At 60.0% G+C, this 24,658-nt stretch carries 13 protein-coding genes and 1 pseudogene; 3 read left to right on the top strand and 11 right to left on the bottom strand.

The window, feature by feature from the left end; genetic code table 11:
- Positions 1-113 precede the first annotated feature (113 nt).
- The 4 genes from ACWR1S_RS28200 to ACWR1S_RS28185 form a co-directional block, all read right to left on the bottom strand.
- A complete protein-coding gene (locus ACWR1S_RS28200) occupies positions 114-1,292 on the bottom strand; it encodes a PepSY-associated TM helix domain-containing protein (RefSeq protein WP_454565800.1) in 1,179 nt (392 codons plus the stop codon).
- Positions 1,293-1,369: 77 nt separating this feature from the next.
- Positions 1,370-3,874, bottom strand: coding sequence for a TonB-dependent siderophore receptor (locus ACWR1S_RS28195; RefSeq protein ID WP_454565799.1), 2,505 nt, complete (start codon positions 3,872-3,874; stop codon positions 1,370-1,372).
- 89 nt (positions 3,875-3,963) lie between these two features.
- Complete coding sequence (locus ACWR1S_RS28190) at positions 3,964-4,965, bottom strand: FecR domain-containing protein (RefSeq protein ID WP_454565798.1); 1,002 nt, start codon at positions 4,963-4,965, stop codon at positions 3,964-3,966.
- Positions 4,965-5,465: a sigma-70 family RNA polymerase sigma factor gene (locus tag ACWR1S_RS28185; RefSeq protein WP_454565797.1), complete on the bottom strand. Its 501-nt coding sequence runs from the start codon at positions 5,463-5,465 to the stop codon at positions 4,965-4,967. The genes ACWR1S_RS28190 and ACWR1S_RS28185 overlap by 1 nt, the downstream gene beginning before the upstream one ends.
- 303 nt (positions 5,466-5,768) lie before the next feature.
- Here ACWR1S_RS28185 and ACWR1S_RS28180 point away from each other — a divergent pair, with 303 nt between their 5' ends.
- Positions 5,769-7,649 (top strand): methyl-accepting chemotaxis protein, encoded by a 1,881-nt coding sequence (locus ACWR1S_RS28180; protein ID WP_034151784.1) that lies wholly within the window; start codon positions 5,769-5,771, stop codon positions 7,647-7,649.
- Positions 7,650-7,760: 111 nt separating this feature from the next.
- Here the strand turns inward: ACWR1S_RS28180 and ACWR1S_RS28175 are convergent, their stop codons facing one another.
- The 5 genes from ACWR1S_RS28175 to ACWR1S_RS28155 all read right to left on the bottom strand — a co-directional run bounded on the left by ACWR1S_RS28175 (position 7,761) and on the right by ACWR1S_RS28155 (position 14,819).
- The gene (locus ACWR1S_RS28175) at positions 7,761-8,228 is read right to left on the bottom strand and encodes an SRPBCC family protein (RefSeq protein ID WP_454565796.1); all 468 of its coding nucleotides are present in this window, start codon (positions 8,226-8,228) and stop codon (positions 7,761-7,763) included.
- Positions 8,229-8,252: 24 nt separating this feature from the next.
- Positions 8,253-11,645, bottom strand: a complete 3,393-nt coding sequence (locus tag ACWR1S_RS28170; protein ID WP_454565795.1) for an amino acid adenylation domain-containing protein — start codon at positions 11,643-11,645, stop codon at positions 8,253-8,255.
- A 13-nt stretch (positions 11,646-11,658) separates the two neighbouring features.
- On the bottom strand, positions 11,659-12,588 hold the full coding sequence (locus tag ACWR1S_RS28165; RefSeq protein WP_454565794.1) for a diiron oxygenase: 930 nt from the start codon (positions 12,586-12,588) through the stop codon (positions 11,659-11,661).
- The gene (locus ACWR1S_RS28160; protein WP_454565793.1) at positions 12,585-13,361 is read right to left on the bottom strand and encodes a DUF3050 domain-containing protein; all 777 of its coding nucleotides are present in this window, start codon (positions 13,359-13,361) and stop codon (positions 12,585-12,587) included. Before ACWR1S_RS28160 ends, ACWR1S_RS28165 begins: the two co-directional genes overlap by 4 nt.
- 747 nt (positions 13,362-14,108) lie before the next feature.
- On the bottom strand, positions 14,109-14,819 hold the full coding sequence (locus ACWR1S_RS28155; RefSeq protein WP_454565792.1) for a GntR family transcriptional regulator: 711 nt from the start codon (positions 14,817-14,819) through the stop codon (positions 14,109-14,111).
- A 197-nt stretch (positions 14,820-15,016) separates the two neighbouring features.
- Here ACWR1S_RS28155 and lapG point away from each other — a divergent pair, with 197 nt between their 5' ends.
- Together lapG and lapD are read left to right on the top strand one after the other, a co-directional pair.
- The gene (gene lapG / locus ACWR1S_RS28150; RefSeq protein ID WP_038369141.1) at positions 15,017-15,709 is read left to right on the top strand and encodes a cysteine protease LapG; all 693 of its coding nucleotides are present in this window, start codon (positions 15,017-15,019) and stop codon (positions 15,707-15,709) included.
- Between the two features lie 14 nt (positions 15,710-15,723).
- Complete coding sequence (lapD, locus tag ACWR1S_RS28145; protein WP_454565791.1) at positions 15,724-17,670, top strand: cyclic di-GMP receptor LapD; 1,947 nt, start codon at positions 15,724-15,726, stop codon at positions 17,668-17,670.
- A gap of 339 nt (positions 17,671-18,009) precedes the next feature.
- Here lapD and ACWR1S_RS28140 read toward each other — a convergent pair whose 3' ends face one another.
- Both ACWR1S_RS28140 and ACWR1S_RS28135 read right to left on the bottom strand, forming a co-directional pair.
- On the bottom strand, positions 18,010-18,348 hold the full coding sequence (locus tag ACWR1S_RS28140; protein ID WP_007918987.1) for a hypothetical protein: 339 nt from the start codon (positions 18,346-18,348) through the stop codon (positions 18,010-18,012).
- 149 nt (positions 18,349-18,497) lie between these two features.
- Positions 18,498-24,658, bottom strand: a pseudogene (locus ACWR1S_RS28135) (LapA family giant adhesin); the annotation flags it as partial.

The raw sequence follows: 24,658 nt of genomic DNA, 5'->3' as shown, positions 1-24,658 counted from the left end.
TAGTGTGGGGTTTCCCCATGTGAGAGTAGGTCATCGTCAAGATTAAATTCCGAAAACCCTGTCTGCTAACGCAGACAGGGTTTTTGTCATTTCAGAGCCTACAAAACCAATGATCAAACAGCTTTACGGGCCTTGCTGATACGTCGCGCCCGCCATTTGCGCCACCAGATGTAGACGCCAGTCCCCGACAAACCCGCAATCAAAATACCTAACATCGCGATCATTACTTGACCTGTAACCCCAATGATCCGCCCTCCATGTATCGGTAACTGCAACCGATAAAACTGCTCTCCCAACGTTCCCTGCCCAGCAATCTCCTGCCCTAACAAGCGCCCGTCCGTACCATGAAAGAACAACCAGGATTTGCCATGGGCTTCAGTGTCGTGCTGCCCGAATCCTGCGCCGTAGAAGTTGTACTCAAAGCTGTAATACAACTCGCCGATCGCCGCTGTCAGTCCTAACCGTTTCCCTTCCTGTAACGCCCTCTCGTACGCTTGTTGATAACTCAATTGCGTCACCCCCAACTGTGAAGGAGGCATTCGCCCTCGGGCCTCATAGACGCTCGGCTCAATCGGTGAAAACAATGAAACCGCAGGTTTGAATACTTGGCTCGGTAAGTTCATCGCCACGCTGCTCACGGCAATCGGCAGTAGCAACAACCATAGCCACAATCCCCCGGCGCGATGCAGGTCGAAGTTGAGCCGGTAGGCATGCCCACCCTTGATCTTCCACGCGGTCGACCACTTCTTCCAGAAGGGCTTGCCACGGGGCAACGTCAGCCAAAGCGCAACGAAACAATCAATCACCCAGGCAACGGCAACCAACCCCATCAATAACAATCCCCAGTTTCCTGGCAACGTCAGGTTGTAGTGAAACTCAAGAATGAACGGGACAAAATTTTCTCGCTGAAAACAACACTCACCCCAATACCGCTGGCCCTTTTGCTCCGCACTCACCGGGTCCAGATAGAACACCTGATTACGTTCATCGAACGGCTTCCCGGTTGCCGGATCATTACGCGGGACCATCGCCAGCAATGCCGTATGCCCCGCCTCATGCGGATACTCCATGTACCAGACCTGCAACTTCGGATGAGCACTTTGCATGGCGCCAACCAAATCGCCGGGAGGCAGTCGCTCACCCACGGCAGACGCTGCATAAAACTCCGGGTTCAGCCATTCATCCAACTCATGATTGAACGCCAGAATGCTCCCGGTCACTCCCGCCAGCAGCAAAAACACTGCCGTGGCCAAGCCGATATAACGGTGCAACAACACCAAAAACGCACGCATGAGAATTTCCCCACAGAAACGACAAAGCCAGCCCCTGAAACATCAGGGGCTGGCTTTTTTATGCACAGGATCAAGGCTTAGAACTGGTAACTGACCGTCGCCGCGACGTTGCGCTCTTCGCCCATATAGCAGAAGTTCAGACTGGCGCAGGAGGCGACGTAGGACTCATTGGTCAGGTTGTTCGCATTCAGACGCACATCGACACCCTTCAAGCCGACCTTGCCCAAGTCATAACCAATCGAGGCATCGAACAGCGTGTAGGAAGGCACCTTCAGGGTGTTCTCCGCATCGGCCCAGCTGTAACCGACATATCGCACACCGCCGCCCAGGCGCAGGCCGTCGAGCGCGGCGCTGTCGAACTTGTAGTCCGCCCACAACGAAGCCATGTGTCGTGGCGCCTGCGTCGGTGAGTTGCCCTTGTTCTCGATCACGTCGGTGGGAGTGCTCAACGTACTGACCATCGACTTCGAGTATTCGATATCGGTGAAGGTGTAGCTGCCGAGCACCTTGAGGTTATCGGTCAACTGCATGTGCGCTTCCAGTTCCACACCCTGAGAGCGGACGGCACCGACCGCTCGATAGAAGTTTTCCTGTGGCAGTTTGGTCGCCAGGTTTTCCTGATCAATGCGGAACAGCGACGCGGTGAAGAGGTTGTCAGTGCCCGGCGGCTGGTACTTCAAACCGACTTCCCATTGTGTGCCGTCGGTAGGGGCCAGCGGGTTACCGGCACTGTCGGCATAGGAATTGGGGTTAAACGATTCGGAGTAGCTGATGTACGGCGCCAGGCCGTTATCGAACAGGTACAGCGCGCCGGCGCGGCCAGTGAGTTTGGTGCGTCGATCATTGATTTCCGTGCCGACCGGACGTCCGGATTCAGCGATACGATTTTCGTCCGAAGTCTCGACCCAGTCTTGACGCAGGCCCAGCGAGAAGCGCCACTTATCCATCTCGATCAGGTCTTGCAGGTAAACCCCGGTCTGCTCCAGACGGCGCAAGTAACTGGTTTCGCCATACATGTCGATCGCCGAGTTGCCGTACACCGGGTTGAACGCATTGATTGGCGCGAGACCGCCGCTGGTCCAGTCGACCACGGTTTTGCGCCGCTGATAGTCCGCGCCCATCAGCACCGTGTGTTTGGTCGCGCCGGTGAAAAATTCAGCCTGGAGCATGTTATCGACGATAAAGGCATGCAGACGCTCATCTCCGCCGGTGTAGTAGCGGTTCAGTTCATTGCTGGTCGGCGAGGTCCAGCCATACGCGTAGACCTGATCCATGTTCACTTTGGAATCGAGGTAACGGAAGTTCTGGCGTGCGGTGAAGACATCGTTGAAGCGATGTTCGAATTGATAACCGAACGATTGTTGATCGCGCGAATAGCCATCGACACCCGGTTCGCCTTCGAAGAAGTGCGGCGAGATGCGATCGCCGTTGCGCTGATGAATCGTGCCGTCGGCCGGTACGCCGCCGTGGTAACCGCCATCCGGATCGTGTTGCAGATAAGCCTGCAGGGTCAGCGAAGTGTCTTCACTGAAATCGATACTCAACGTGGGTGCGAGGGCGAAACGCTTTTCCTTGTTATGGTCGAATTGCGTGTCGGACTGATCTGTTAACCCGATCAGACGGTAGGCAATGCGCTTGTCGTCATCGACCGGGCCGCTGAAGTCAAAACCGACCCCGCGCTGACCCTGCGTGCCCACCGTCGCTTGCACCTGGTGGTAAGCCTCGTACAACGGTTTCTTGCTGGTCAGCGCCACCAGACCGCCCGGTGAACTGCGGCCGTACAGCACCGACGACGGTCCCTTGAGAATGTCCACGCGCTCAAGAAAATACGGATCGACCTGCATGGTGCTGTAGGTGCCGCTGTCACCCATCGACTTGAGGCCGTCGAGGTAGATGTTGTCCACCGAGCCGTCGTTGAAACCGCGCATCGCCACGTAGTCATAGCGGTGAGTCGCACCATACGGATTGGTCAGCACGCCCGGGGTGTAACGCATTGCCTGTGCGACGGTCTGCGAACCCTGGTCGTCCATTTGCTCGCGAGTGACCACGGAGACGCTTTGCGAAGTTTCCAGTAACGCGGTACTGGTCTTGGTGGCGATCTGGCTGTGCGTGGCGTTGTAGCCATCCATGCTGCCCAATGCGTTACCGAGGGCAAAGCCTCTGATGTCGGTAGTCGGCAAGGCCAGTGCTTCGGTTTCAGCGAGCGGGCGCAGGATGTAACTGCTGCCATCTGGGCTGACCGCTTCCAGGCCGGAGTCACCGAGCAAATGGCTCAACGCTTGATCGGCCGAATACTCGCCCTGAACGCCCGGCGATTGTCGGCCCTGAGTCTGCTGCGGAGTCATCGACAACGTGATGCCGGCCTGGCGGGCAAACTGATTCAACGCTTCACCCAGTGGCCCGGCAGCTATGTTGTAGCGATGGCTGACTTCACTGGCCGCCGGACTATCCGCCATGCTCAAACCGGGCATCACACCAACGCCCAGCGCTGTGGAAAAAAGCGCTGCCCGAACGGCGTGGCGCAACAGGCCCGATTCGGAAGTTAAATTCAGAGAGTTCTTACAGGTGGCGCGGACAGTCATTGTAGGTTTCCGTAGGAAGTCGCAAACGCTTGAGTTGAAGTGCTTACTGACTAAGCCGGACCTGCAGCGAAAACCCGCCAAAAATAATGTCAGGCGACGCGCTCCAGCGTCACCCACCAGCGCGTGCGATAGCGTAATTGCACCGGCAAAGTCTGCGGCAGAATCGCCAACAGCTTGTCGGTGTCTTCCAGACGGAATACGCCGGACAGACGCAGCTCGGAAACGTCGGACGCACAACTCAGAAAGCCCTGACGATAACGCCCGACTTCAGCGAGAAAGTCGCCCAGACGCATGTTGCGCGTGACGATCAAACCGTCGACCCAGGCGCCGGCATCCATGTCCAGCGGCGACGCCGGGCGAACCTGATGGTGATCGAGCAGGTAGCTCTGCCCGGCCAGTGCTTGCACCGAAGTACTGCCGGAGTGAATGGTGACCTGGCCACTGGTGACGCTGAGCCGCGTGCAATCGCTGTCCTGACGCAAGATAAACCGTGCGTTCTGCGGCTCGTAAACGCCGTGACGGCTTTGCACGCGCAGCGGTCGTTCGAACGATGCACCTTCATCGGCGGCGCCGCAGGTGACGACGATCTCGCCGCGCGTCAGTTTGATCAGCCGCTGCTGCGCGGTGTAATCCAGATCCACTGCACTCGCGGTGTTCAGTTCGATTCGCGTGCCATCCGGCAACTGAAGGCCGCGCCGCTCGCCCGTCGCTGTAGCGTAATCGGCGCTCCATTGCTGCCACGCGGTCGTGTCTTTGGCCAGCCATGCAGCGGAGCCCATCAGCAATGCGCCAGACAACAGCTTCAAGGTCTGTCGCCGGCCCAAACCCTGAGCACTGTTTTCCAGCGTGTTGAACGCCACTTGCGCACCGGGCACCGCGCGCAGGTTGCTGGTCAGTTCGGCTTGCAGCGACTGCACGCGTTGCCAGGCCAGTTCATGCTCGTGGTGTTCGGCGCGCCATTGTTCGCACTGGCGATTCAAACGCGGGTTGCCATGGTTGTTGCGCAAACGCAGCAGCCAATGGATGGCTTGTTTGACCACGTGCTGACGGGGTTCGGCGCGGCGACCGAGAGCGACGTTATCCATAGGCATCAGCTTTCGTACCGCAGCACGTAGCAGTGATACAGCGCATCGGCGACGTAGCGCTCCACGGAACGCAAGGAGAGCCCCATTTGTTCGGCGATCTGCTTGTGGGTCAAACCTTCGCACTGCGCCAGCAGAAACGCCTGACGCACTTTCGGCTTCAGTCCTTCAAGCATGCGCGCGATGCTTTCCAGAAGCTCGATCACCAGCGCACGGGCTTCAGCGCTTGGCGTTTCGGCTTCGGGTAAATGAGCGATGGTTTCCAGATAAGCGCGTTCGATTTCTTCGCGGCGCCAATGGTCGATCACCAACCCGCGAGCGATGGTCCGCAGGAAGGCGCGCGGCGCCTTGAGTTCTAGGCGTTCGGTGCGTTGCAACAGGCGTACGAAAGTATCTTGGGCCAGATCTGCGGCATCCGCCGCGTTGCCCAGCCGCGCGCGCAGCCAAGCGTTGAGCCAGCCGTGATGAGTACTGTAAAGCGCCTGTACTGCAAACTCAGGAGAGGACATGAACGCGAACGTCACAAATGATAATTACTCGCATTGTCATCAAGGGTTACGGAATTTGCAACCGTCACTCTTACATCGCCCCTAAAAAACATCCAGGCGACCGCTCTGGCACGCCGTTCGGCGGGAAACCTTCAGAAATGCCATCCATTTCCCACTCAGCCCTAAGATTTCTCCGACACGTGCCGACAGACTGGTGAGACATGCGTGCACCAAAGTAGAGCGGCCAGAAGAACGCTGCCTGCGCTGTACATGGAATGTTGCATCCGGAACGCATCCCCACTTTTTGCATAGAAGTCCCATGAAATGAATCTCAAGTTCAGCCATAAAATCCTGTTGGCCGCCTCGGGCGTCGTGGTCCTGGCGTTCGCGCTGTTCACCCTCTACAACGACTACCTGCAGCGAAACACCATTCGCCAGAACCTCCAGTCCTCTGTGCAGCAGGCCGGTGATCTGACCGCCAGCAGCGTGCAGAACTGGATGAGCGGGCGGATTCTGGTGCTGGAAAATCTCGCGCAGAACGTTGCCCATCAAGGCAAGGACGCGGATTTCCCAGGCCTGGTCGATCAACCAGCGTTCACTTCGAACTTCCAGTTCACTTACGTCGGTCAGGCCAACGGTGTGTTCACCCAGCGCCCTGACGCGAAGATGCCGGACGGCTACGACCCGCGTCAGCGCCCTTGGTACAAGCAAGCCGTTGTGGCTGACAAAACCATGCTGACGCCGCCCTACATGGCCGCTGTCGGTGGCCTGGTAGTGACCATCGCCATGCCGGTGAAAAAGAACGGCGAGCTGCTCGGCGTGGTCGGTGGTGACCTGAGCCTGGAAACCCTGGTGAAGATCATCAACTCGGTGGACTTCGGTGGCCTCGGCCACGCGTTCCTGGTCAGCGCCGACGGTCAGGTGATCGTCAGCCCGGACAAAGACCAGGTCATGAAGAACCTGAAAGACATCTACCCGAACACCAGCGTGCGCATCGAGAAGGGCAACCAGAACGTGGTGCTCAACGGCCAGGAACGCATTCTGTCGTTCACCCCGGTCAGCGATCTGCCGAATGCGCAGTGGTACATCGGTCTGTCGATTGATCGTGATAAAGCCTACGCCGCACTCAGCCAATTCCGTACTTCGGCACTGATCGCGATGTTCGTTGCGGTGGCCGCCATTGCACTGCTGCTGAGCCTGTTGATCAACGTGTTGATGCGTCCGCTGACCACCATGGGCCGCGCGATGCAGGACATTGCTCAGGGTGAAGGCGACCTGACTCGCCGTCTGGTTGTGGAAAGCAAAGACGAGTTCGGTGAATTGGGCAGCGCGTTCAACCAGTTCGTTGAGCGGATTCACGCGTCGATTTCCGAAGTCTCCTCGGCGACCCGCCATGTGCATGACCTGTCGCAACGGGTGATGGCGTCGTCCAATGCCTCGATCATCGGCTCTGACGAGCAAAGTGCGCGCACCAACAGCGTCGCTGCGGCGATCAACGAGCTGGGTGCCGCTACGCAGGAAATTGCGCGCAACGCCGCCGATGCTTCGCAACACGCCAGTGGCGCCAGCGAGCAGGCCGATGACGGTCGTCAGGTGGTCGAGCAGACGATCCAGGCGATGACTGAGCTGTCGCAGAAAATCAGCCTGTCGTGCACCCAGATTGAAACCCTGAACGCCAGCACCGACAACATCGGCCACATCCTCGATGTGATCAAAGGCATTTCGCAGCAGACCAACCTGTTGGCGCTCAACGCCGCGATCGAAGCAGCACGTGCCGGTGAAGCCGGACGTGGTTTTGCCGTGGTGGCGGATGAGGTGCGTAACCTCGCCCATCGCACCCAGGAATCGGCGGAAGAGATCCACAAGATGATCACTTCGCTGCAGATCGGTTCGCGCGAAGCGGTAACCACCATGAACGCCAGTCAGGCCTCCAGCGAGCAGAGCGTGGAAGTGGCCAACCAGGCCGGTTTGCGTCTGGTCAGCGTGACTCAGCGCATTGGTGAAATCGACGGCATGAACCAGTCGGTGGCAGCGGCGACCGAAGAGCAGACCGCCGTGGTGGAAACCCTCAACGTCGACGTTAACCAGATCAACCTGCTGAACCAGCAGAGCGTGGCCAACCTCAACGAGACGTTGAAGGATTGTGATGCGTTGTCGCAGCAGGCCAACCGTCTGAAGCAATTGGTCGACAGCTTCAAGATCTGACCGCGTTATCGTTCTTCGCGAGCAGGCTCGCTCCCACATTTGGAATGCATTTCCCTGTGGGAGCGAGCCTGCTCGCGAAAGCGGTGGTGCAATCACCGCAAAGCCGAAGCCTTAAACAAACAGCCTCAGCACATTCCCCATCGCATCATCCGCAAACCCCTGCACAAAATCCTTGAACCCCGGCAGCGCCTCCTCACCCCCCGAAGCAGGCTCGGCAATGATCGTCCAGGTCGCCCGGGATTTACCTATGCCCAGCGACTCCACATTCATCGCCGCCCACAGATTCGCCACGCCCAACGTGTTGTAAATTGTCGTCCAGGTCATGCTTCGTGCGTGCTCATCGCGGGAGTTGAGTTGCTCGACCACCACGTTGCCATCCTTGAAGAACTTCTTGCGCAGTGAGGAGACGCCCTCGCCAGTCATTTCGATGTGCGACAGCGCCGGAATGAAACGGTCGAAACCGCCGAAGTTGCCGACCACTGCCCAGACTTGCGCCGCGTCTGCGGGCACCTCCACCGACGATACAACGTGGCAGCCGTGCGGGTTTTTGATCAAGGTGTCGGGTTGCAGAGTGCTCATGGTGTTGCTCCTTTTTTTGTGGCTTCAGATGAAGTTGATTTCTTTCAGGTAGTCACAGCCGCGACGCAGCAGCGCCGGGGATTTCTGCGGGTAATGCGCGCCCATCTGCTGGACGCCGGCTTCAGCGTTGGCGTGGCCGATCAGCGAGATATCGCCGATGTCTTCTTCGAAGCCGTTGAGGTAGAAACCGAGCACACCGAACAGCGCATTGTCGGCATCGACGCGGCCCAGTTGCTGCTGCCAGTCGGCAACGCTGACCAGCGAGAACTCACTGCCGGTTTCGCGGAACGAAGCAACGTAGGCGTCCCAGCTCAAAGGCTCGGGGTTGTGCAGGTTGAACACCGCACGCTCCGGCGAATAACGGCTGGCGTGGAAGGCGATGAAGCGGGCGAGAAAGTCCACGGGCATCAGGTCGAAATTCAGCGCGAAGGCCGGCACCTGACCGAGCTGGATCGAGCCTTTGAGCATCAGCATCAAACGGTTTTTGTGCGGCTGACACACGCCGCTCAAGCTGTTGAAACTGATATTGCCGGGGCGGTACAGATTGACCCGCATACCACGCTCACGCGCCCGTTCGAGGATGCGTTCACCGACCCATTTCGACAGGTTGTAACCGTTGCGAATGTAGATTGGTGGCGTCAGCGCGGCGGGCAGTTCCAGCACCCGTCCCGCATCATCGACCGTGCTTGAAGCCGACAGCGTCGAGACGAAATTGAAGACCTTCTTGCTCTGCCCTTCGCACAAACGCAGCAGGGCAAAAATCGGCTCGACGTTGTCCGCCGCCAGCGATTCGTAGTCGAGCACGTGATTGACGTTGGCGGCGTTGTGCACCAACGCGCCGAACTCACGATCCAGACGTTGATAATCTTCGTTCTTCAGGCCCAGTTGCGGACGCGTAATGTCTGCCGCGTAAACCCGCACGCGACTCAGATCCAGATACTCCAGGCGGTTTTCCCGCAGAGACTCGGCAAAGCGTTGCGCTGCTGTTTTCCCGCCGCCGTCGCGCACCAGACACGCCACTTCGCTGGCGCCCCAACCGAGCAGCGCCTCGACGATGTGCACGCCGACAAAGCTGTTGGCGCCAGTAACGATGACCTTGTGCACATCGCCCATGCGGTTGATCGGCAGCGGTTCGATGTCCAGCGCACGTTCGGCGTCGGCCATGGCCTGGGCGCTGAGTACGGCGCTGTCATCGGTGCCGCGCACCAGCGTCGCGAGTTTGATGATGGTCGGCAGTTCGATGAAGCGATTGATCGAGATGCTGCGGCCGAACTCCTCACGCAGCCGCAGCAACATTCGCGACAGCAGAATCGAGTGGCCACCGAGATTGAAGAAGCTTTCGTCGGTGGAAATATCGCTGCTCGGCAACTCCAGCAGCTCCGCCCAGATCTCCAGCAGCAGTGCTTCGTCGGCATTCGCCGGCAGGCATTTCGGCCCGTTGTCTTGCACGCTCACTGACAGTGCCAGCAGCGCCTTGCGGTCGACCTTGCCGTTGCTGGCGAACGGCATGCTCGACAGTTCAGTCCACGCCACGGGTTGCATGTAGTCGGGCAAAAACTGCCGGGCGTGGGCCTTCAGTGCTTCGCGCGCAGTGTCCGATTGCGGCTGGGCGAGAAAGGCCAGAATCCGCCGCTGAGAGTCGATCACCACCGCCACTTGCCGGTACAACTGGCTCTCACGCAGGCAGCGTTCGATCTCTTCCGGCTCGACCCGGAAGCCGCGGATCTTCACTTGATTGTCGCGCCGTCCGCACAGCTCGATACCGTGTTCGCCCCACTTGGCCATGTCGCCGCTGCGGTAGGCGCGCAACGTGTGGCCGTCCGGCAGATTCAAGGTCAGATAACGTTCGGCGGTCTGCTGTGGATTGTTCAGATAACCGAGGCAGACCCCCGGGCCGACGATGAACAATTCGCCGACGGTGTTCTGCGACACCGGTTGCAAATCGTCATCGAGAATCAGCACCTGGCTGTTGGCGATCGGCGCGCCGAGGCTGCGGTTGCTGTCGCCCGATGTGAGTCGGCGGGCGGTGATCAGCACCGTGGCTTCAGTCGGGCCGTAAAGGTTGTGCAGCGTGCCCTGACGAGTCAGTTGCTCGATGACAAACGGCTCGCAGACATCGCCGCCGGTCATCACTTGCACGCCTTCCAGTTGCTCCAGTGGCAGGATGCTCAACAGCGCTGGCGGCAGGAAGGCGTGGGTCAGTTGCCGGCGCCGGATCAACGCGACCAGTTGCAACGGATCTCGTCGTTGCGTGTCATCGGGCACCACCAGTTCGGCGCCTTCAAGCAGGGTCGGGAAGATGTCGATCAGCGACGAATCGAAGCTCAGTGACGAGAACTGCAACACCCGGCTCTCGGCCTGCAACTGCACGTAATCGGCGTACCACGCGGTGAAATGCGCGAGGTTGGCCTGACTGAGCAGCACACCCTTCGGATGCCCGGTGGTGCCCGAGGTGTACAGCGCCATGCACGGTGTATCAAGGTCTGGGCGGCTGCGCATCAACGGCTGGGTGATATCAGCCTCTGAGCTGTCGATGCGGGTGACGTCCAGCCCCGTCATGGTGACGCTGAGTGGATGCTCGCTGTCATGCAACAACAGCAATGCGCCGGCGTTTTGCAGAATGTATTGCTGGCGCTGCAACGGATGGCTCGGCTCCAGCGGCAGGTACACCGCGCCGCTGCCGAGGATCGCCAGAATCGAAGCGAACAGCGCCGGGCTTTTCGGCAGGCAGATGCCGACCACCCACGGTTGCGGATGCTGTTCGAGCAAGGGCAGCAAGCGTTGTTGGATCGCGCGACTGTGAGCGTGCAGTTGCTGATAGCTGATCGACTGTTCGGCGAGGTGCAGCGCCGGTCGTTCGGCGTGACGGATCAGGCTCTGTTGCAGGCGCTCGATCAGCGGGATCTGCGCCTGTTGCAGCAGCGCCGGATTGGCCGTGTCGTTGAGGCGATGGATGTACGCCAGGCTGTCGAGGAACAGCAGGTCTTCCATCCGCTCGAAATCCGCCGCCGGCACCGACGCGGCCTGCTGAAAATAGTCAGCATCACGAGAGAAGCGGCTGACCAGCAACGTCACCTCGTCGACCACCTGCGCCAGTGCTCGCTGGCGCAGTGCCTGACCATTACCGGACGGCTCGTCGGCAATCGGCACGCGGCTGATCAGTGACGAGCCGAGGAAGCACAGCAGATCGAGTGTCGGCAAACCCGCAGCGCTTTGAGCTCCGACGCCCAGACGCAAATGTAAGTGCGGGATGGCGCAATGATCGCCGGCGCCGAGGAAGCCATCGTCGATGATCAGATCTACCGTCGATACACCCGCTGCGCTGCGCTGCAATGAGTGACCATGTTGTTCAAGTTCTTGCGCCAGGTCGGTCATGGCCTGGCTGGCGCCAATCAGCAAAATGTCGAGACGTTTCATGTCGGCCTCCTCATCAAATCAGGTAGTCACGCAGGGCGTGCTGCACGCACGGGGTATCGAGCAGCGAACTGTTGTGGAAGAACTTGACGATGTTGCCCACCAGCGGATGGTGGCGATTGATCGGGAACGCCAGCCCGGCCATTTCATCCCGGAGCGCACGGCGCGTGGCCTCGCTGACCGGCAGCGCGTCGATGAGGCGCAGGTCGAAGGCTTTCTGGATGTCGTTGGTCAGGTAATGGCCGATGAACACCGGCAGGATTTGCGCGATAGTCTCGCGATCCGCCGCGCTGGCGGTGTGCCAATAGATGCGCACCATTCGCGCCCAGAAACTCGAATGGCGACCCTCGTCGAGCAAGTGGTCGGCCATCAGGCCTTTGATCGACGGCTTGACGGTGTCGTCGCGGGCGAACGCCGCGACATCGCCGGTCACGGTGTTTTCGGCGATGGCCACGCAGATCAATTCGACCGCGCTGCGCAGGTGCTCCGGTGCCAGCGCCACAGCGGCGGGAATGGCCCGGCTCAGTTCGATCTCATCGGGCAACTGAATGGGGGCGATGCCGGTCATGGCCACCGTTTGCTGCATGAAATCCATCGCCACCAGGGCGTGGTAATCCTCGTCGACCACCACGGTCATTGCGTCGTAACGACAGGCAAACGGGAACGCCACGGCGAAGCGATTCTTGGCGATGCTGCGTGCGGTCTTGTCGACGATCTCGGTCTCGAAAATCACCACGTCGTTGATGAATTTGTACAGCGTCTGCACCAGGGCGAAATCGCGCTGTTGCGGACACTCGCGCAGGAAGGTTTCGCTGAGCACCAACGGTTGGCGGCTGAGCGGGTAGATCAGGCGTTCATCGTCTTCCAGCACGCGGCGCGGGCGGGTGCGGATGGTGGCGCGGTTCTCCCAGGCGTCGGCAAAGGACTGATAGTCGGCGGCATTCATTGGGCCACCTCCGCCAATGGTTCGCGCATGCTCAGACGCAGGCCGTCCCACAAGGCGATACGACTTTCCACGGCGGCGATGGCGCTGGCATAGACCTCGGCCTCGCGCTGCGGATCACCGGCGACCAGACGCTCGAGCAGTTGCTCCGCCGCCGGGCCGTGATCTTCGGAGTCGACCTCGATGTGCCGCTCCAGGTAATAGCGGAAGGTCGGCGCCTGTTCGATACCGATGCCCCAGTCGTCGAGGATGCGCTGGAACATGCTCGGGATCACGCTCTCGCGGCCATGCAGAAACGCCGCCGCCACACTGTGTCCAGGTGCATGCAGGGCGGTACGCAAGGTGTCGCGGACAAACTGCGCGGCGGCCGGATCAACCTCGACGCTTTGCAGCGCGACGTCATAGCTCACGCCTTCCTGTTGCAGGGCGACAAAGCGCTCCACCGCCGTGGTACTCGCGCCGATTTCGCGCATCGCATCCAGGTACAACTCGAAATGGCTGTAATGACCCTCCGTCAGGCGATCATCCGACTCCTCGCCGAGAACGATCTCGTTGATCAAACGGGCGGCGTGAGGATCGCGCGGCGGTAGCCAGGGCAACCGCGTGCAGGTCAGCTCCTGCTGCAGGCGTTTGGTCAGCGACATGAAATCCCACACGGCAAACACGTGGGTTTCCATGAAACGTTGCAAGACCGACAACGAAGTGATCTCGGAAAAGATCGGGTGAATGCTAAGTTCGGCTTTCTTCAGGGCGAGTTGGTTCTTGGTGGGCATCATGATGTCCTTTATCGTTGATGTGTAATGGAACTGCTCTGGAAACTGCGAAATCAATGGAACGACGACTTACTTGTTTTCTGTCGACGGACGACAGCCTTCCTTCCTGGTGGATAAGTGCGGATCGATATACCTGTGACATGGCCTCATGTCTGCCCATAAAGCGCTGCTGATGTGCCGCAGGCATTGGGCTGATGCCGAGATGAATGGCGAAGTTCAAACTTGGCGAAGAAAAGCTAATACACCGACAAAGTAATTAACAAGTATATTTTTAATTATTTTAAGTTTGCTGTTTTTTGAAGTTGAGTTGCTCCGATAAAACTTATGAGTAAAGTTTTATTTGGGCGTAGTTGCTCCTTTCGGCGAATAACGGCCAAAATTGATCGACAAGAGTGAATGCCTCACTCGAAGCAACTTTCCAGTAATAAGAGTTGAATGATTTAAAAGGGGCGGAAGTTGGCCGTGACCCCGCGCCATGACTTCCTTTTTCCCGTGGCAAGGCTCCTTCCGTAGGTTCCTGGTGCGGGGACTGCGCCGTCAGGACGGCGCGTCGCCCGTTCTTAATGGGGTTGGCCGTTCAAGAGTGCGGGTAAATGAGCGCCACGGCTATTACCGATTCATCAACCGCGAGGTGCAAATTTCGGGCTGAACGGCGCAGGGAGGTTGAAGCGGGTGCGCGGATCCGCCCACCCGAGGGCTGGCAGATCGCTGGGGGATTTGTAAGCGGGTGATTCGCGGGTAAGTACGTGCTCAGCGCGCGGCTTTGCGGCTTTGCGCGGCGGGGGTAGCGAGATAGCGGGTAATCACCTCGACGCCCCGATTAAGGTGCTGCTCGAGGAGTTTGATCGACAGATCAATGTCGCGCTCCTGAACGGCTTGCAGCATCGCCCGGTGATCGTCCTGGGACAATTTGCCCAGGCCCATGGCCTCAAGGTTGAAGCGCAGAAAACGCTCCTCTTCGTTGAGCCCGTCTTCGACCAGGCGCAGCAAGCGTTGGTTGGGCGCCTTGCAGTACAGGGCCATGTGAAACAAACGGTTGAGCCGGCCGATTTCCGTGTAGTCGTGTTGCGCTTCCAGCTCTTCGATGTAAGTGGCCGCGCGCGCGTGATCGGCTGCGGTCAACAGCGGAACCGACTGCCGCATGGCTTCGGATTCGAGCAGGATGCGCAGCTCGTAGGTTTCAGTGGCATCGCCCTGAATCAATGGTGCAACCACCGCGCCTTTGTGCGCGGTAACGCTCAAAAGCTCTTGGGCTTCGAGCTGGCGCAAAGCTTCGCGCACGGGCATGCGGCTGACGCCGAACAGATCGGCCAGATCCTGCTGGCGCAGCGCCGTGCCACAGGGCAGACGACCATCGAGGATTGCCGAACGCAGGGTTTCTTCGATCACCGACCGGGCCAGATGCGCAGGAATCGGTCCATCGACTTTAATGCTGTGCAGCGGTTTGGGCTTCTGTGTCACGACTACGCACCCTGTATGTCGGCCTGATTTGGATCCAAATGACACTAGTGATTGCTCTACAGGTTGTCAAACCTTGTAAAACATTGCGGTGCAAATCGAAGTTTAGCGCGGCAGCGATGATCTCATGGTGCCATTGTTTTTTACCGGGCTAAGCTTCACCATCAAACGCTTTCCTTCCTGCCCCCTGGAAACCTGCTGTGGCGGTATGTTTCGCGATCCCCCGGACACTGCGCTGGCTAGGCTGCGCACTGCTGCTGGCCGGCGTCATGCTGGGCGGTCTGCATGCCGATTGGGATTTTTCCACGATCAGCCGCAAAGCCACGGCACTCTACGGACCACTGGGTGCCGGGCAGCAACGTATTGATGCCTGGCAGAATCTGCTGGCCACGCAGAAGCAGGTCAGCGAGATGGAAAAGCTCAAAGTGGTGAACCTGTTTTTCAACAAACAGGTGCGCTACGTCGAAGACATCGACCTGTGGCACGAGGTCGATTATTGGGAAACACCGATCGAAGCCTTATGGAAAGGCGCCGGCGACTGCGAAGACTATGCAATTGCCAAGTATTTCAGCCTGCGCCACCTCGGGGTTTCCAGTGACAAGCTGCGCATCACCTATGTCAAAGCGTTGCGCCAGAACCGCGCGCACATGGTCCTGACTTACTATGCCACCCCCGATGCCATGCCGCTGGTGCTCGACAGCCTGATCGACCCGATCCAGCCGGCGTCGCAGCGAACCGATTTGCTGCCGGTCTACTCTTTCAATGCGGAAGGGTTGTACCTGCCGGGCGCCAAGGGCAACAAGAAGGTCGGTGACACCAAACGCCTGTCGCGCTGGCAGGATGTCTTGAAGAAAATGCAGGCCGAAGGTTTCCCGGTCGAGACGACTAACTAGGAGCACGCGCTCAGATGTCTTTGTTCAAACAGCTGTTGATCGCAATCTGTCTGTTCCTGGTGGTCGCCTTCACCGGCAGCTTCATGGTCAGTCTGGAGAGCTCGCGCACCCAGTACGTCAACCAGTTGCGCTCGCACGCCCAGGACGCCGCGACGGCGCTGGCCTTGTCGCTGACGCCGAATATCGACGATCCGGCGATGGTCGAGTTGCTGGTCAGCTCGATTTTCGACAGCGGTTACTACGCGAGCATCCGCGTGGTCGATCTGAAGACCGACAAGACCATTGTCGAGCGCAGCGGCATTCCGGCCGTCAGCAATGTGCCGGACTGGTTCGTCAAACTGATCGGCCTGGAACCGGCCGGTGGCGACGCACTGGTCAGCCGTGGCTGGGAGCAGGCGGCGCGGGTCGAGGTGGTCAGCCATCCGATGTTCGCCGTGGCCAAGCTGTGGCAGAGCGCGTTGGGCAGCCTCGGTTGGCTGCTGATCTGCGGTGCGATCAGTGCCGTGCTCGGTGCGCTGCTGTTGCGTCGACAGTTGAAGCCGCTGGATTACATGGTCAAGCAGTCTCACGCCATCGCCCGGCGCGAATTCCTCAGCCTGCCGGAGTTACCGCGCACGCCTGAGTTGCGTCGCGTGGTGCAAGCGATGAACCAGATGGTCGAGAAGCTCAAGGCGCTGTTTCAGGAGCAGGCCGAGCGCAGTGAAAAACTGCGGGCTGAGTCTTATCAGGACAACCTGACAGGATTGGCCAACCGCCGCTATTTCGAGATGCAGTTGAACAATCGCGTGAGCAACCCGGAGCAGGCCAGCTCCGGTTATCTGCTGCTGTTGCGGGTCAAGGATCTGGCCGGGCTCAACCAGCGCCTCGGCGGTCAGCGCACCGATGAATTGTTGAAAGCGGTCGGCGAGCAACTGTCGCGCGAATGCGCCAAATACCCGGAAACCCAGAACCTTGTCACGCGTATTCGTGGCGGTGAATTCGCCGTACTGGCGCCGGGGCTGGTCCGAGAGGAAGCGCTGCAACTGGCGCAGAACCTCGACAATGCCTTGAGCAGTCTGCACGCCACCGGCGCGACCGATGTGGCTGCGGTGGCGTCGATCGGTCTGGCGCCGTTCGCTCACGGCGATTCGCCACAACAAGTGCTGACGCTCGGCGATCAGGCGCTGGCGCAGGCTGAAGGGCAGGGCGAGCAGAACTGGGCCTGCATCGATCAGAGCCTGACGACGGATGTCGGCGACGATCACCACGCCTGGCACCGTTTGCTTGATCAGGCCTTGAGTCAGCAGCGTTTCGAGCTGTATTTCCAACCGGTGGTGGCTGCCGCCGACCCGCAACTGGTGCTGCATTACAAAGTGCTCTCGCGCTTGCTCGATGATCAGGGCCAGACCATCCCGGCCGGGCGTTTTCTGCCATGGCTGGAGCGCTTCGGCTGGACCGCGCGGCTGGATCGCCTGATGCTCGAGCGCGTGCTCGAGCAGATGAAAGCGCATGAGGAGTCGCTGGCGCTGAACCTGTCCTCGGCGACGTTGGCCGATCCGCAGGCGCTGAACAAAGTCTTCGAGATCCTGCGCGCGCACTCCAACCTGGGTTCACGCCTGACCCTTGAGATCGGTGAGGAACAGCTGCCGGAGCAAGCGGTGCTGGAGCAGTTGACCCGGCGTCTGCGTGAACTGGGTTTCTCGCTGAGCCTGCAGCGCTTTGGTGGGCGCTTCAGCATGATTGGCAACCTGGCGCGGTTGGGGCTGGCGTACTTGAAGATCGATGGCAGCTACATTCGTGCGATCGATCAGGAGAGTGACAAACGCTTGTTTATCGAAGCGATCCAGCGTGCGGCGCACAGCATTGATTTGCCGCTGATTGCCGAGCGGGTCGAGACGGAAGGCGAGTTGTCGGTGATTCGCGAGATGGGCTTGTATGGGGTTCAGGGGCAGTTGTTGGGTGAGCCGAAGCCTTGGCGGTGAGTCATTGCAAAAGCAACCCTCACCCTAGCCCTCTCCCAGAGGGAGAGGGGACTGACCGTGGGATATTGATGTAATACGCCGACGTGAAAGAGCTCCGCTGAATCCATAATCGACCCGATTTCTCAGGTCGATGTATAGCGCCAGGCACCTCGATCGGCCCCTCTCCCTCACGGGGACTGATTAGGGGATATTCGGGAAGTACGCCGACGTGAACGATTTGCGCTGAATCCACAATCGACTCAATCTCTCAGGTCGATGTATGGCGCCAGACACCTCGGTCGGCTCCCTCTCCCTCGGGGAGAGGGCTGGGGTGAGGGTAAGCTTTTGATACCGGGTGGATCAGATCAACCCACCCTCATCCTCATCGATCAACTGGCTCAACCCGCCCAACGCTTCCCGCGCCTGGGTCCGGTCCATCAACTTGGCCTGGGCCGCCGGTGGCAGGTCGGTGACGCGGATCACGCCTTTCTGGGTCAGCACCTGAATCAGGTCGTCGAGTACCCGAATCATCTCAAAGTCGCTCTGCTTGAGCTGTTTGAGGCTGGTTTCCACCACTTCGTTGGCGAACCAGGCCTGGATTTCATGGCTGTCGGCCGGCAGCGTTTCCGTGGCCTCGGCGTAGGCCGCGGCTTCCACGCGAATCAACAGACCTTGCGCATCGCGTTGCACGTAAAACATTGAGCATCCCTCAGAAATGAACCAGCGTCATGCTGTGAGCAGCATAGCCAACTGCGCGCGAGTATGCGGGGCGGCGACGCAATCGTCACCGGTCCGGACCGCACAAACGTGACGGCCGCCCCAGAAGGGCGGCCGTTTTTGTTCAGGTATCAGCTGTTGTTGTGGTCGACTTTGATGGTCGGGTCGCTGCCGGCAATCAGGTTGTGGATGTTGGCGCTCGACCAGTTGTTGCCTTCCAGTTTGATCGTCACATCCGGGGTTGCCGCAGCGGCATCGCCGGAGTTGAACTTGCCCGCCGAGCTGACTTGCAGCGACGACGTGCCATCGACTGTGGTGATCTTCAGGAAGTTGTCGATGGTGCTGCCGGTCTCGCCCTGCAACAGATCGCGCAGATCGATACGGTCACCGTCGGCGGCCTTGAAGTCCTTGATCACGTCGTTGCCGGTGTCGCCCGCCTTCCAGACGAAGGTGTCGGCACCCGAACCACCGATAAGGATGTCGTTGCCCTGACCGCCGATCAGCGTGTCGTTACCAGTGCCGCCGAGCAGAATGTCATTGCCTTTGCCGCCATCGAGCCAGTCGTTGCCGCCCGAGCCGAAGAGGATGTCATTGCCCGCGCCACCCAACAGCGTGTCGTTGCCGTCATGCGCGCCGGAGACATCGAACGCCTGATAGTGCTCGGTGATGTACTGGTGCACGTTGCTGGTGGTGACTTTGCTGACATCGACACCGGTTTGCTGCGCGACGAACGCCTGCATCGCCTGATAACCCTCACCGGCAATGCCGTTGAAACTCACCAGATCGCCGAACAGGATGTCATTGCCGTCGCCACCGCTGACGGTGTCGTTGCCTGGCATCGTCGCTTCGGTGTGGCCGATGATCGAGTTGGCCAGGTCCTTCGGATCGATGTTGGTCTGCGGCGTTTTGTCCGAATCGTAAGGCTTCAGATCGTTGAGGCTGACATCGTTGTTCAGTCCGATAGCCTCGACGTTCGACAGACCGCTGAGCAAGGCAAAGCCACTGGTCGAGTTACTGGTCGTTGCCGAATTAGTGCTGTTACCGGTACCCGCCAGACTCGACAACTCATAGGTGCCGTCGCCCTGCGCGTGGATGGTGCCCAGATTAGTGCCGCTCCAGCCCCACCACGAAGTGTAGGTTTGCAGGGTCACGGTGCCGGCGCTGTTGATCGTCAACGCGTGGGTATTGTCGATGTAAGTGCTGAAGGTGTCGCCCGGCTTGTAGTTGCTGGTTTTCACCACATCGTCGAGCTTCACGTTGCCGTACAGCGTCGGGTTGGTCTGCTCGCCGCTCTGGTAATAGGTCGGCTGGCCGTCGGTGATGAAGTACGTAAGGTTCTTCGCGCCGGTGTTGGCCACAGCGTCAGCGCTCTGGAACCAGTTGGCCGTGGTCTTGAACACATCCTCGTAGTTGGTGCCGCCGCCGGAGGCCATCGAGTCCAGTACCGCTTTGAGTTGCGTCAGCGCGTTCGGATCGTTGAGGTTCACCGACACCGACTTGTTGACCTGGGTATCGAAGTCGACGAGGAAAATGTTCACCGTGCCCGAATTGCTGCCGCCCAGGCTCTGCTTGAGGCTGTTGAACACCGAGGTCAGCGAGTCTTTGGCGGCGTTGAGCGACGAACTGCTCATGCTGCCGGAGCTGTCGACCATGAACGCGATGTTGTAGTTGGTGCCCGGCACCACGGTCAGGCCACCGATGTCGGCGACGATGATGTCGTTGCCATCGGTGCCGGTGACGGTATCGTCGGCCGAGGTGGCGACAATGGCGTTGTAGACCGCCGGCACCACGCTGACCGGAATAGTCGCAGTGCTGCTGGCCGAGCCGCCGACCATCTCGGTGGAGGTCGAGGTCACGGTCAGATTGAACTGGCCGTTGTAGTACGGCGGTGGCGTTACGGTCAGGCTGCCGAGGTTCCAGCCAGTGACGTTGGCGTCGCCGCTGCTGGCGGTGACGGTAAAGGTATGCCCCGCGCCATCGCTGAGCACCGAGCCGACCGGTGCGCCGCTGATCTTCACGCTCAGGGTTTCCGAGCCGTCGGTGTCGGTCAGGGCGGTGGTGATCGCCGACAGTTTCACCGTGGTGCCTTCGGCGCCAGTGTTGAGTTTGTAGCCGTCGTAATAGCCTTCGCCGTTGCTGCCGTGCAGATCGGAGACGGTCACGCCCGAATTCACCAGATCCTTCACACCGGTGTAGATCGGCACGCCGGCGCTGCTCAGGTCGATCGGCGTGCTGCCGTTGACCGACAGGTTGACGTCGTAACTGCCCGGGCCGCTCTGGTTGTGGTGGTAGATGTCCAGGGTGTAGTAGCCGCTGGTGGTCGGGGTGAACGAGCCGTTTAGGTTGCCGCCCACGCCCCACGTGGTCGCGGCGACGTTTTTACCGCCAATGGTCACCAACAGGCTGTCATCGCCGACACCGCTGAAGGTGTAGGTCTTGCCGGCTTCCAGATAGATCAGGCCGGAAGTCTTCGACGCCGTGCCGGCGGTCACGCTGCCGTCGGACTGCACGTTGTTCACATTGGTGCTGGTGTTCGGAGTGCCAGCGCCGTCGATCACATTTTTCAACGTGGTCGAATCCGCGCCGTTGCCGTTGGTGCCCAGACCCGAGAGACCGGTCCAGACTTCCTTGATCAGCCCGGTGGACTTCACGCTGTTGTCGGCCACGCTCACGGTCGGTGCATCCGCCACCGGAGTAATGTCGATCTTCACGGTGCCGGTATTGCCCAGCAACTGGCCGTCGGTTGGCTGGAATTTGATCTGCGCGTAGTCCGCCTGATTGTTGCCCAGGCCGGTGCCGCCGTAACCGTTGACGCCCGATTCGTTGGTGTCCGGCAGGAAGCGCAGCTTGCCCGCGTCGATGTCAGCCTTGCTGAAGGTCTGGTTGTTGGCGACGTCCTTCCAGGTCGAACCGTCGAGATACTGCAGTTTGCCTTCGCCCGGCAGCTGGGTGATTTTCACCCCGAGGCTGCTGGCCGGGCTGTCGACGTCAGTCACGCCGAAGGTCGACCAGCCAAGGATCAGCGGGGTGTCTTCGGTGCCAGTGACATTGCTCGGTGCAGCAACCGGCGCGTCGTTGACCGCCACCACGTTGACCGTGGTGGTCGCGGTGTTGGAGTAGTTGCCGCCATCGGTCACGGTCACGGTGATGATCCGTGGCACGGTGCTCGGGTTTTCACTGCCGTTGGTGAAGCTGATGTTCTTGATGGCCTGCATGTAATCGGCCAGCGTCGCGTTGCCGGACAGCGTCAGCGTGACGGTGCCGTTGGTGCTGTTGGCATTGATGGTAATGCCGTTGACGCTGTTGCCGAGGTTCAGCGCATCGCCGTCCTGACGGTTGGTCAGGACCACGGTGGCACCGGTGAGCATGGTGCTGTCCGGGTCAGTGATGCTGATGTCGGTATCGGCAATCGACACACCCGCGCCCGGGGTGTTTTCGGTGAAGGTCACCTTGTAGTCGGCACCGGTGGCGCCGCTGGAGTTGTTGGCATCCAGGTCGATGACCGGCGGCGCGTCGTTGTCGATGATCGAGGTGCTGACGCTGCCGTTGGTGCTGCTGACCGCAAGGTTCTCGAAGTTGCCGCCGGTGGCCGAATCAATCTTGACCACGAAGTTCTCGGTGCCTTCGGTGATCTTGTCATCGATGGTGGCGACGTTGAACTGCGCGCTGCTCGCGCCTGCCGGGATCTTCACGGTGTACACACCGGTGAAGTCCGAACCGTCGGCGGCGGTGCCGCTGTAGACGATTTTCAGGGTCACTTCGGTTTGCGCCGGATGGTTCAGGCTGACGGTGTAGCTGGCAGTCTGGCCTTCGGTCACCGAGGTGCTGCCGGTGATGCTGACGGTGGTGGTGTCGATGGTGTCAGTGACGTTGGTCACCGCTGGCGTGTTGTTGGTTACCAGATTTTCGAAGCCGCCGCCGCTGGTGCCAGTGATGGTCGCCTGCACGGTGCCGGCGTCTTTGTAGACGTCGTCAGCCGGAGCCGGGACGGTCACGGTGCCAGTGGTTTTGCCGGCGTCGATGGTGATCACCGAGCCATTGCTCAGGGTCACCGTAACTGGCGAGCCAGCGGCGTTGGTCAGGGTCGCGGTGTAAGTGATCTGGCCACCTTCGGCCACGGTGCCGGTCGCGGACAGCGTCAGGTTGGTGGTGTCGACGGTGTCGGTCACGGTGGTGTTGACCGGAGTCTTGTCGGCCACCAGATTTTCGTAGTTGCCGCCCGTGACGTTGGTGATCGAGTTGGTCAGCGGTGCATGGCCGGTCAAAGCGTCGTTTGGCGCAGTGGTGGTCGCGGTGCCCGTGGTCTGGCCAACACCGATGGTGATGGTTTGACCGTTGGCCAGCGTTACAACCACAGGCGAACCGGTCACCGGAGCACCGACGGTCGCGGTGTAGACGACGTTGCCGCCTTCAGCCGCTGTACCGGTTGCAGTCAGTTTCACCGTGGTGGTGTCGATGGTGTCGGTGACGCTGGTCACGGCCGGAGCCGTGCTGGTGACCAGATTTTCGAAGTTGCCACCGGTGGCGGCGCTGATCGTTGCCTGGACGGTGCCAGCGTCTTTGTAGACGTCATCGGCTGGCGCTGGAACGGTCACCGTGCCGCTGGTTTTGCCGGCGTCGATGGTGATCACCGAACCGTTGCTCAGGGTCACGGTCACTGGCGAGCCAGCGGCGTTGGTCAGGGTGGCGGTGTAAGTGATCTGGCCACCTTCGGCCACGGTGCCGGTCGCGGACAGCGACAGGTTGGTGGTGTCGACGGTGTCGGTGACGGTAGTCGAAACCGGGGTCTTGTCGGCGACAAGGTTCTCGTAGTTGCCGCCAGTGACATTGGTGATCGAGTTGGTCAGCGGTGCGTGGCCAGTCAATGCGTCGTTAGGTGCAGTGGTGGTCGCGGTGCCGGTGGTCTGGCCAACACCGATGGTGATGGTCTGACCGTTCGACAGGGTTACCACAACCGGCGAACCAGTCACTGGAGCACCGACGGTCGCGGTGTAGACGACGTTGCCGCCCTCTGCCGCAGTGGCCGTTGCCGTCAGTTTCACGGTGGTGGTGTCGATGGTATCGGTGACGCTGGTGATAGCCGGAGTCGTGCTTGGCACCAGATTTTCGAAGTTGCCACCGGTGGTGTTGCTGATTGTGGCCTGCACGGTGCCGGCGTCTTTGTAGACGTCATCGGCTGGCGCTGGAACGGTCACGGTGCCGGTGGTTTTGCCGGCGTCGATGGTAATCACGGCGCCGTTCGACAGGGTGACGGTCACTGGCGAGCCAGCGGCGTTGGTCAATGTCGCGGTGTAAACAATCGAGCCGCCTTCGGCCACGGAGCCAGTCGCGGACAGCGACAGGTTGGTGGTGTCGACGGTGTCAGTGACGGTAGTCGAAACCGGCGTTTTGTCGGCGACGAGATTTTCGTAGTTGCCGCCAGTGACGTTGGTGATCGCGTTGGTCAGCGGTGCGTGACCAGTCAACGCATCGTTTGGTGCGGTAGTGGTCGCAGTCCCCGTAGTCTGGCCAACACCAATGGTGATGGTCTGACCGTTGGCCAGGTTCACAACCACCGGCGTTCCGGTTACTGGAGCACCAACAGTCGCGGTGTAGACAACGTTGCCGCCCTCGGCTGCAGTTGTGGTTGCAGTAAGTTTTACGGTGGTGGTGTCGATCGTGTCGGTAACACTGGTCACGGCCGGCGTTGTGCTCGGCACCAGGTTTTCGAAGTTGCCACCGGTGGCGTTGCTGATAGTCGCCTGTACGGTGCCGGCGTCTTTGTAAACGTCGTCAGCCGGGGCCGGAACGGTCACGGTGCCGGTGGTTTTGTCGGCGTCGATGGTGATCACGGCGCCGTTCGACAGGGTTACGGTCACTGGCGAGCCAGCGGCGTTGGTCAAAGTCGCGGTGTAAACAATCGAACCGCCTTCAGCGACCGAATTGGTCGCGCTGAGCGACAGATTGGTGGTGTCGACAGTGTCGGTCACGTTCGTGCTGACCGGCGTTTTGTCAGCCACGAGGTTTTCGAAGTTACCGCCGGTCACGTTGGTAATCGAGTTGGTCAGCGGTGCGTGACCGGTCAATACGTCGTTTGGCGCTGCGGTGGTCGCTGTGCCGGTGGTCTGGCCGACGCCAATGGTGATGGTCTGACCGTTCGACAAGGTCACTACGACCGGCGAGCCCGTCACTGGCGCACCGACGGTCGCGGTGTAGACGACGTTGCCGCCCTCTGCCGCAGTGGCGGTTGCCGTCAGCTTCACGGTGGTGGTGTCGATGGTATCGGTGACGCTGGTGATAGCCGGAGTCGTGC

This window comes from Pseudomonas sp. AIG, assembly GCF_977020205.1.
This window is presented reverse-complemented; position numbering and strand designations above follow the sequence as displayed.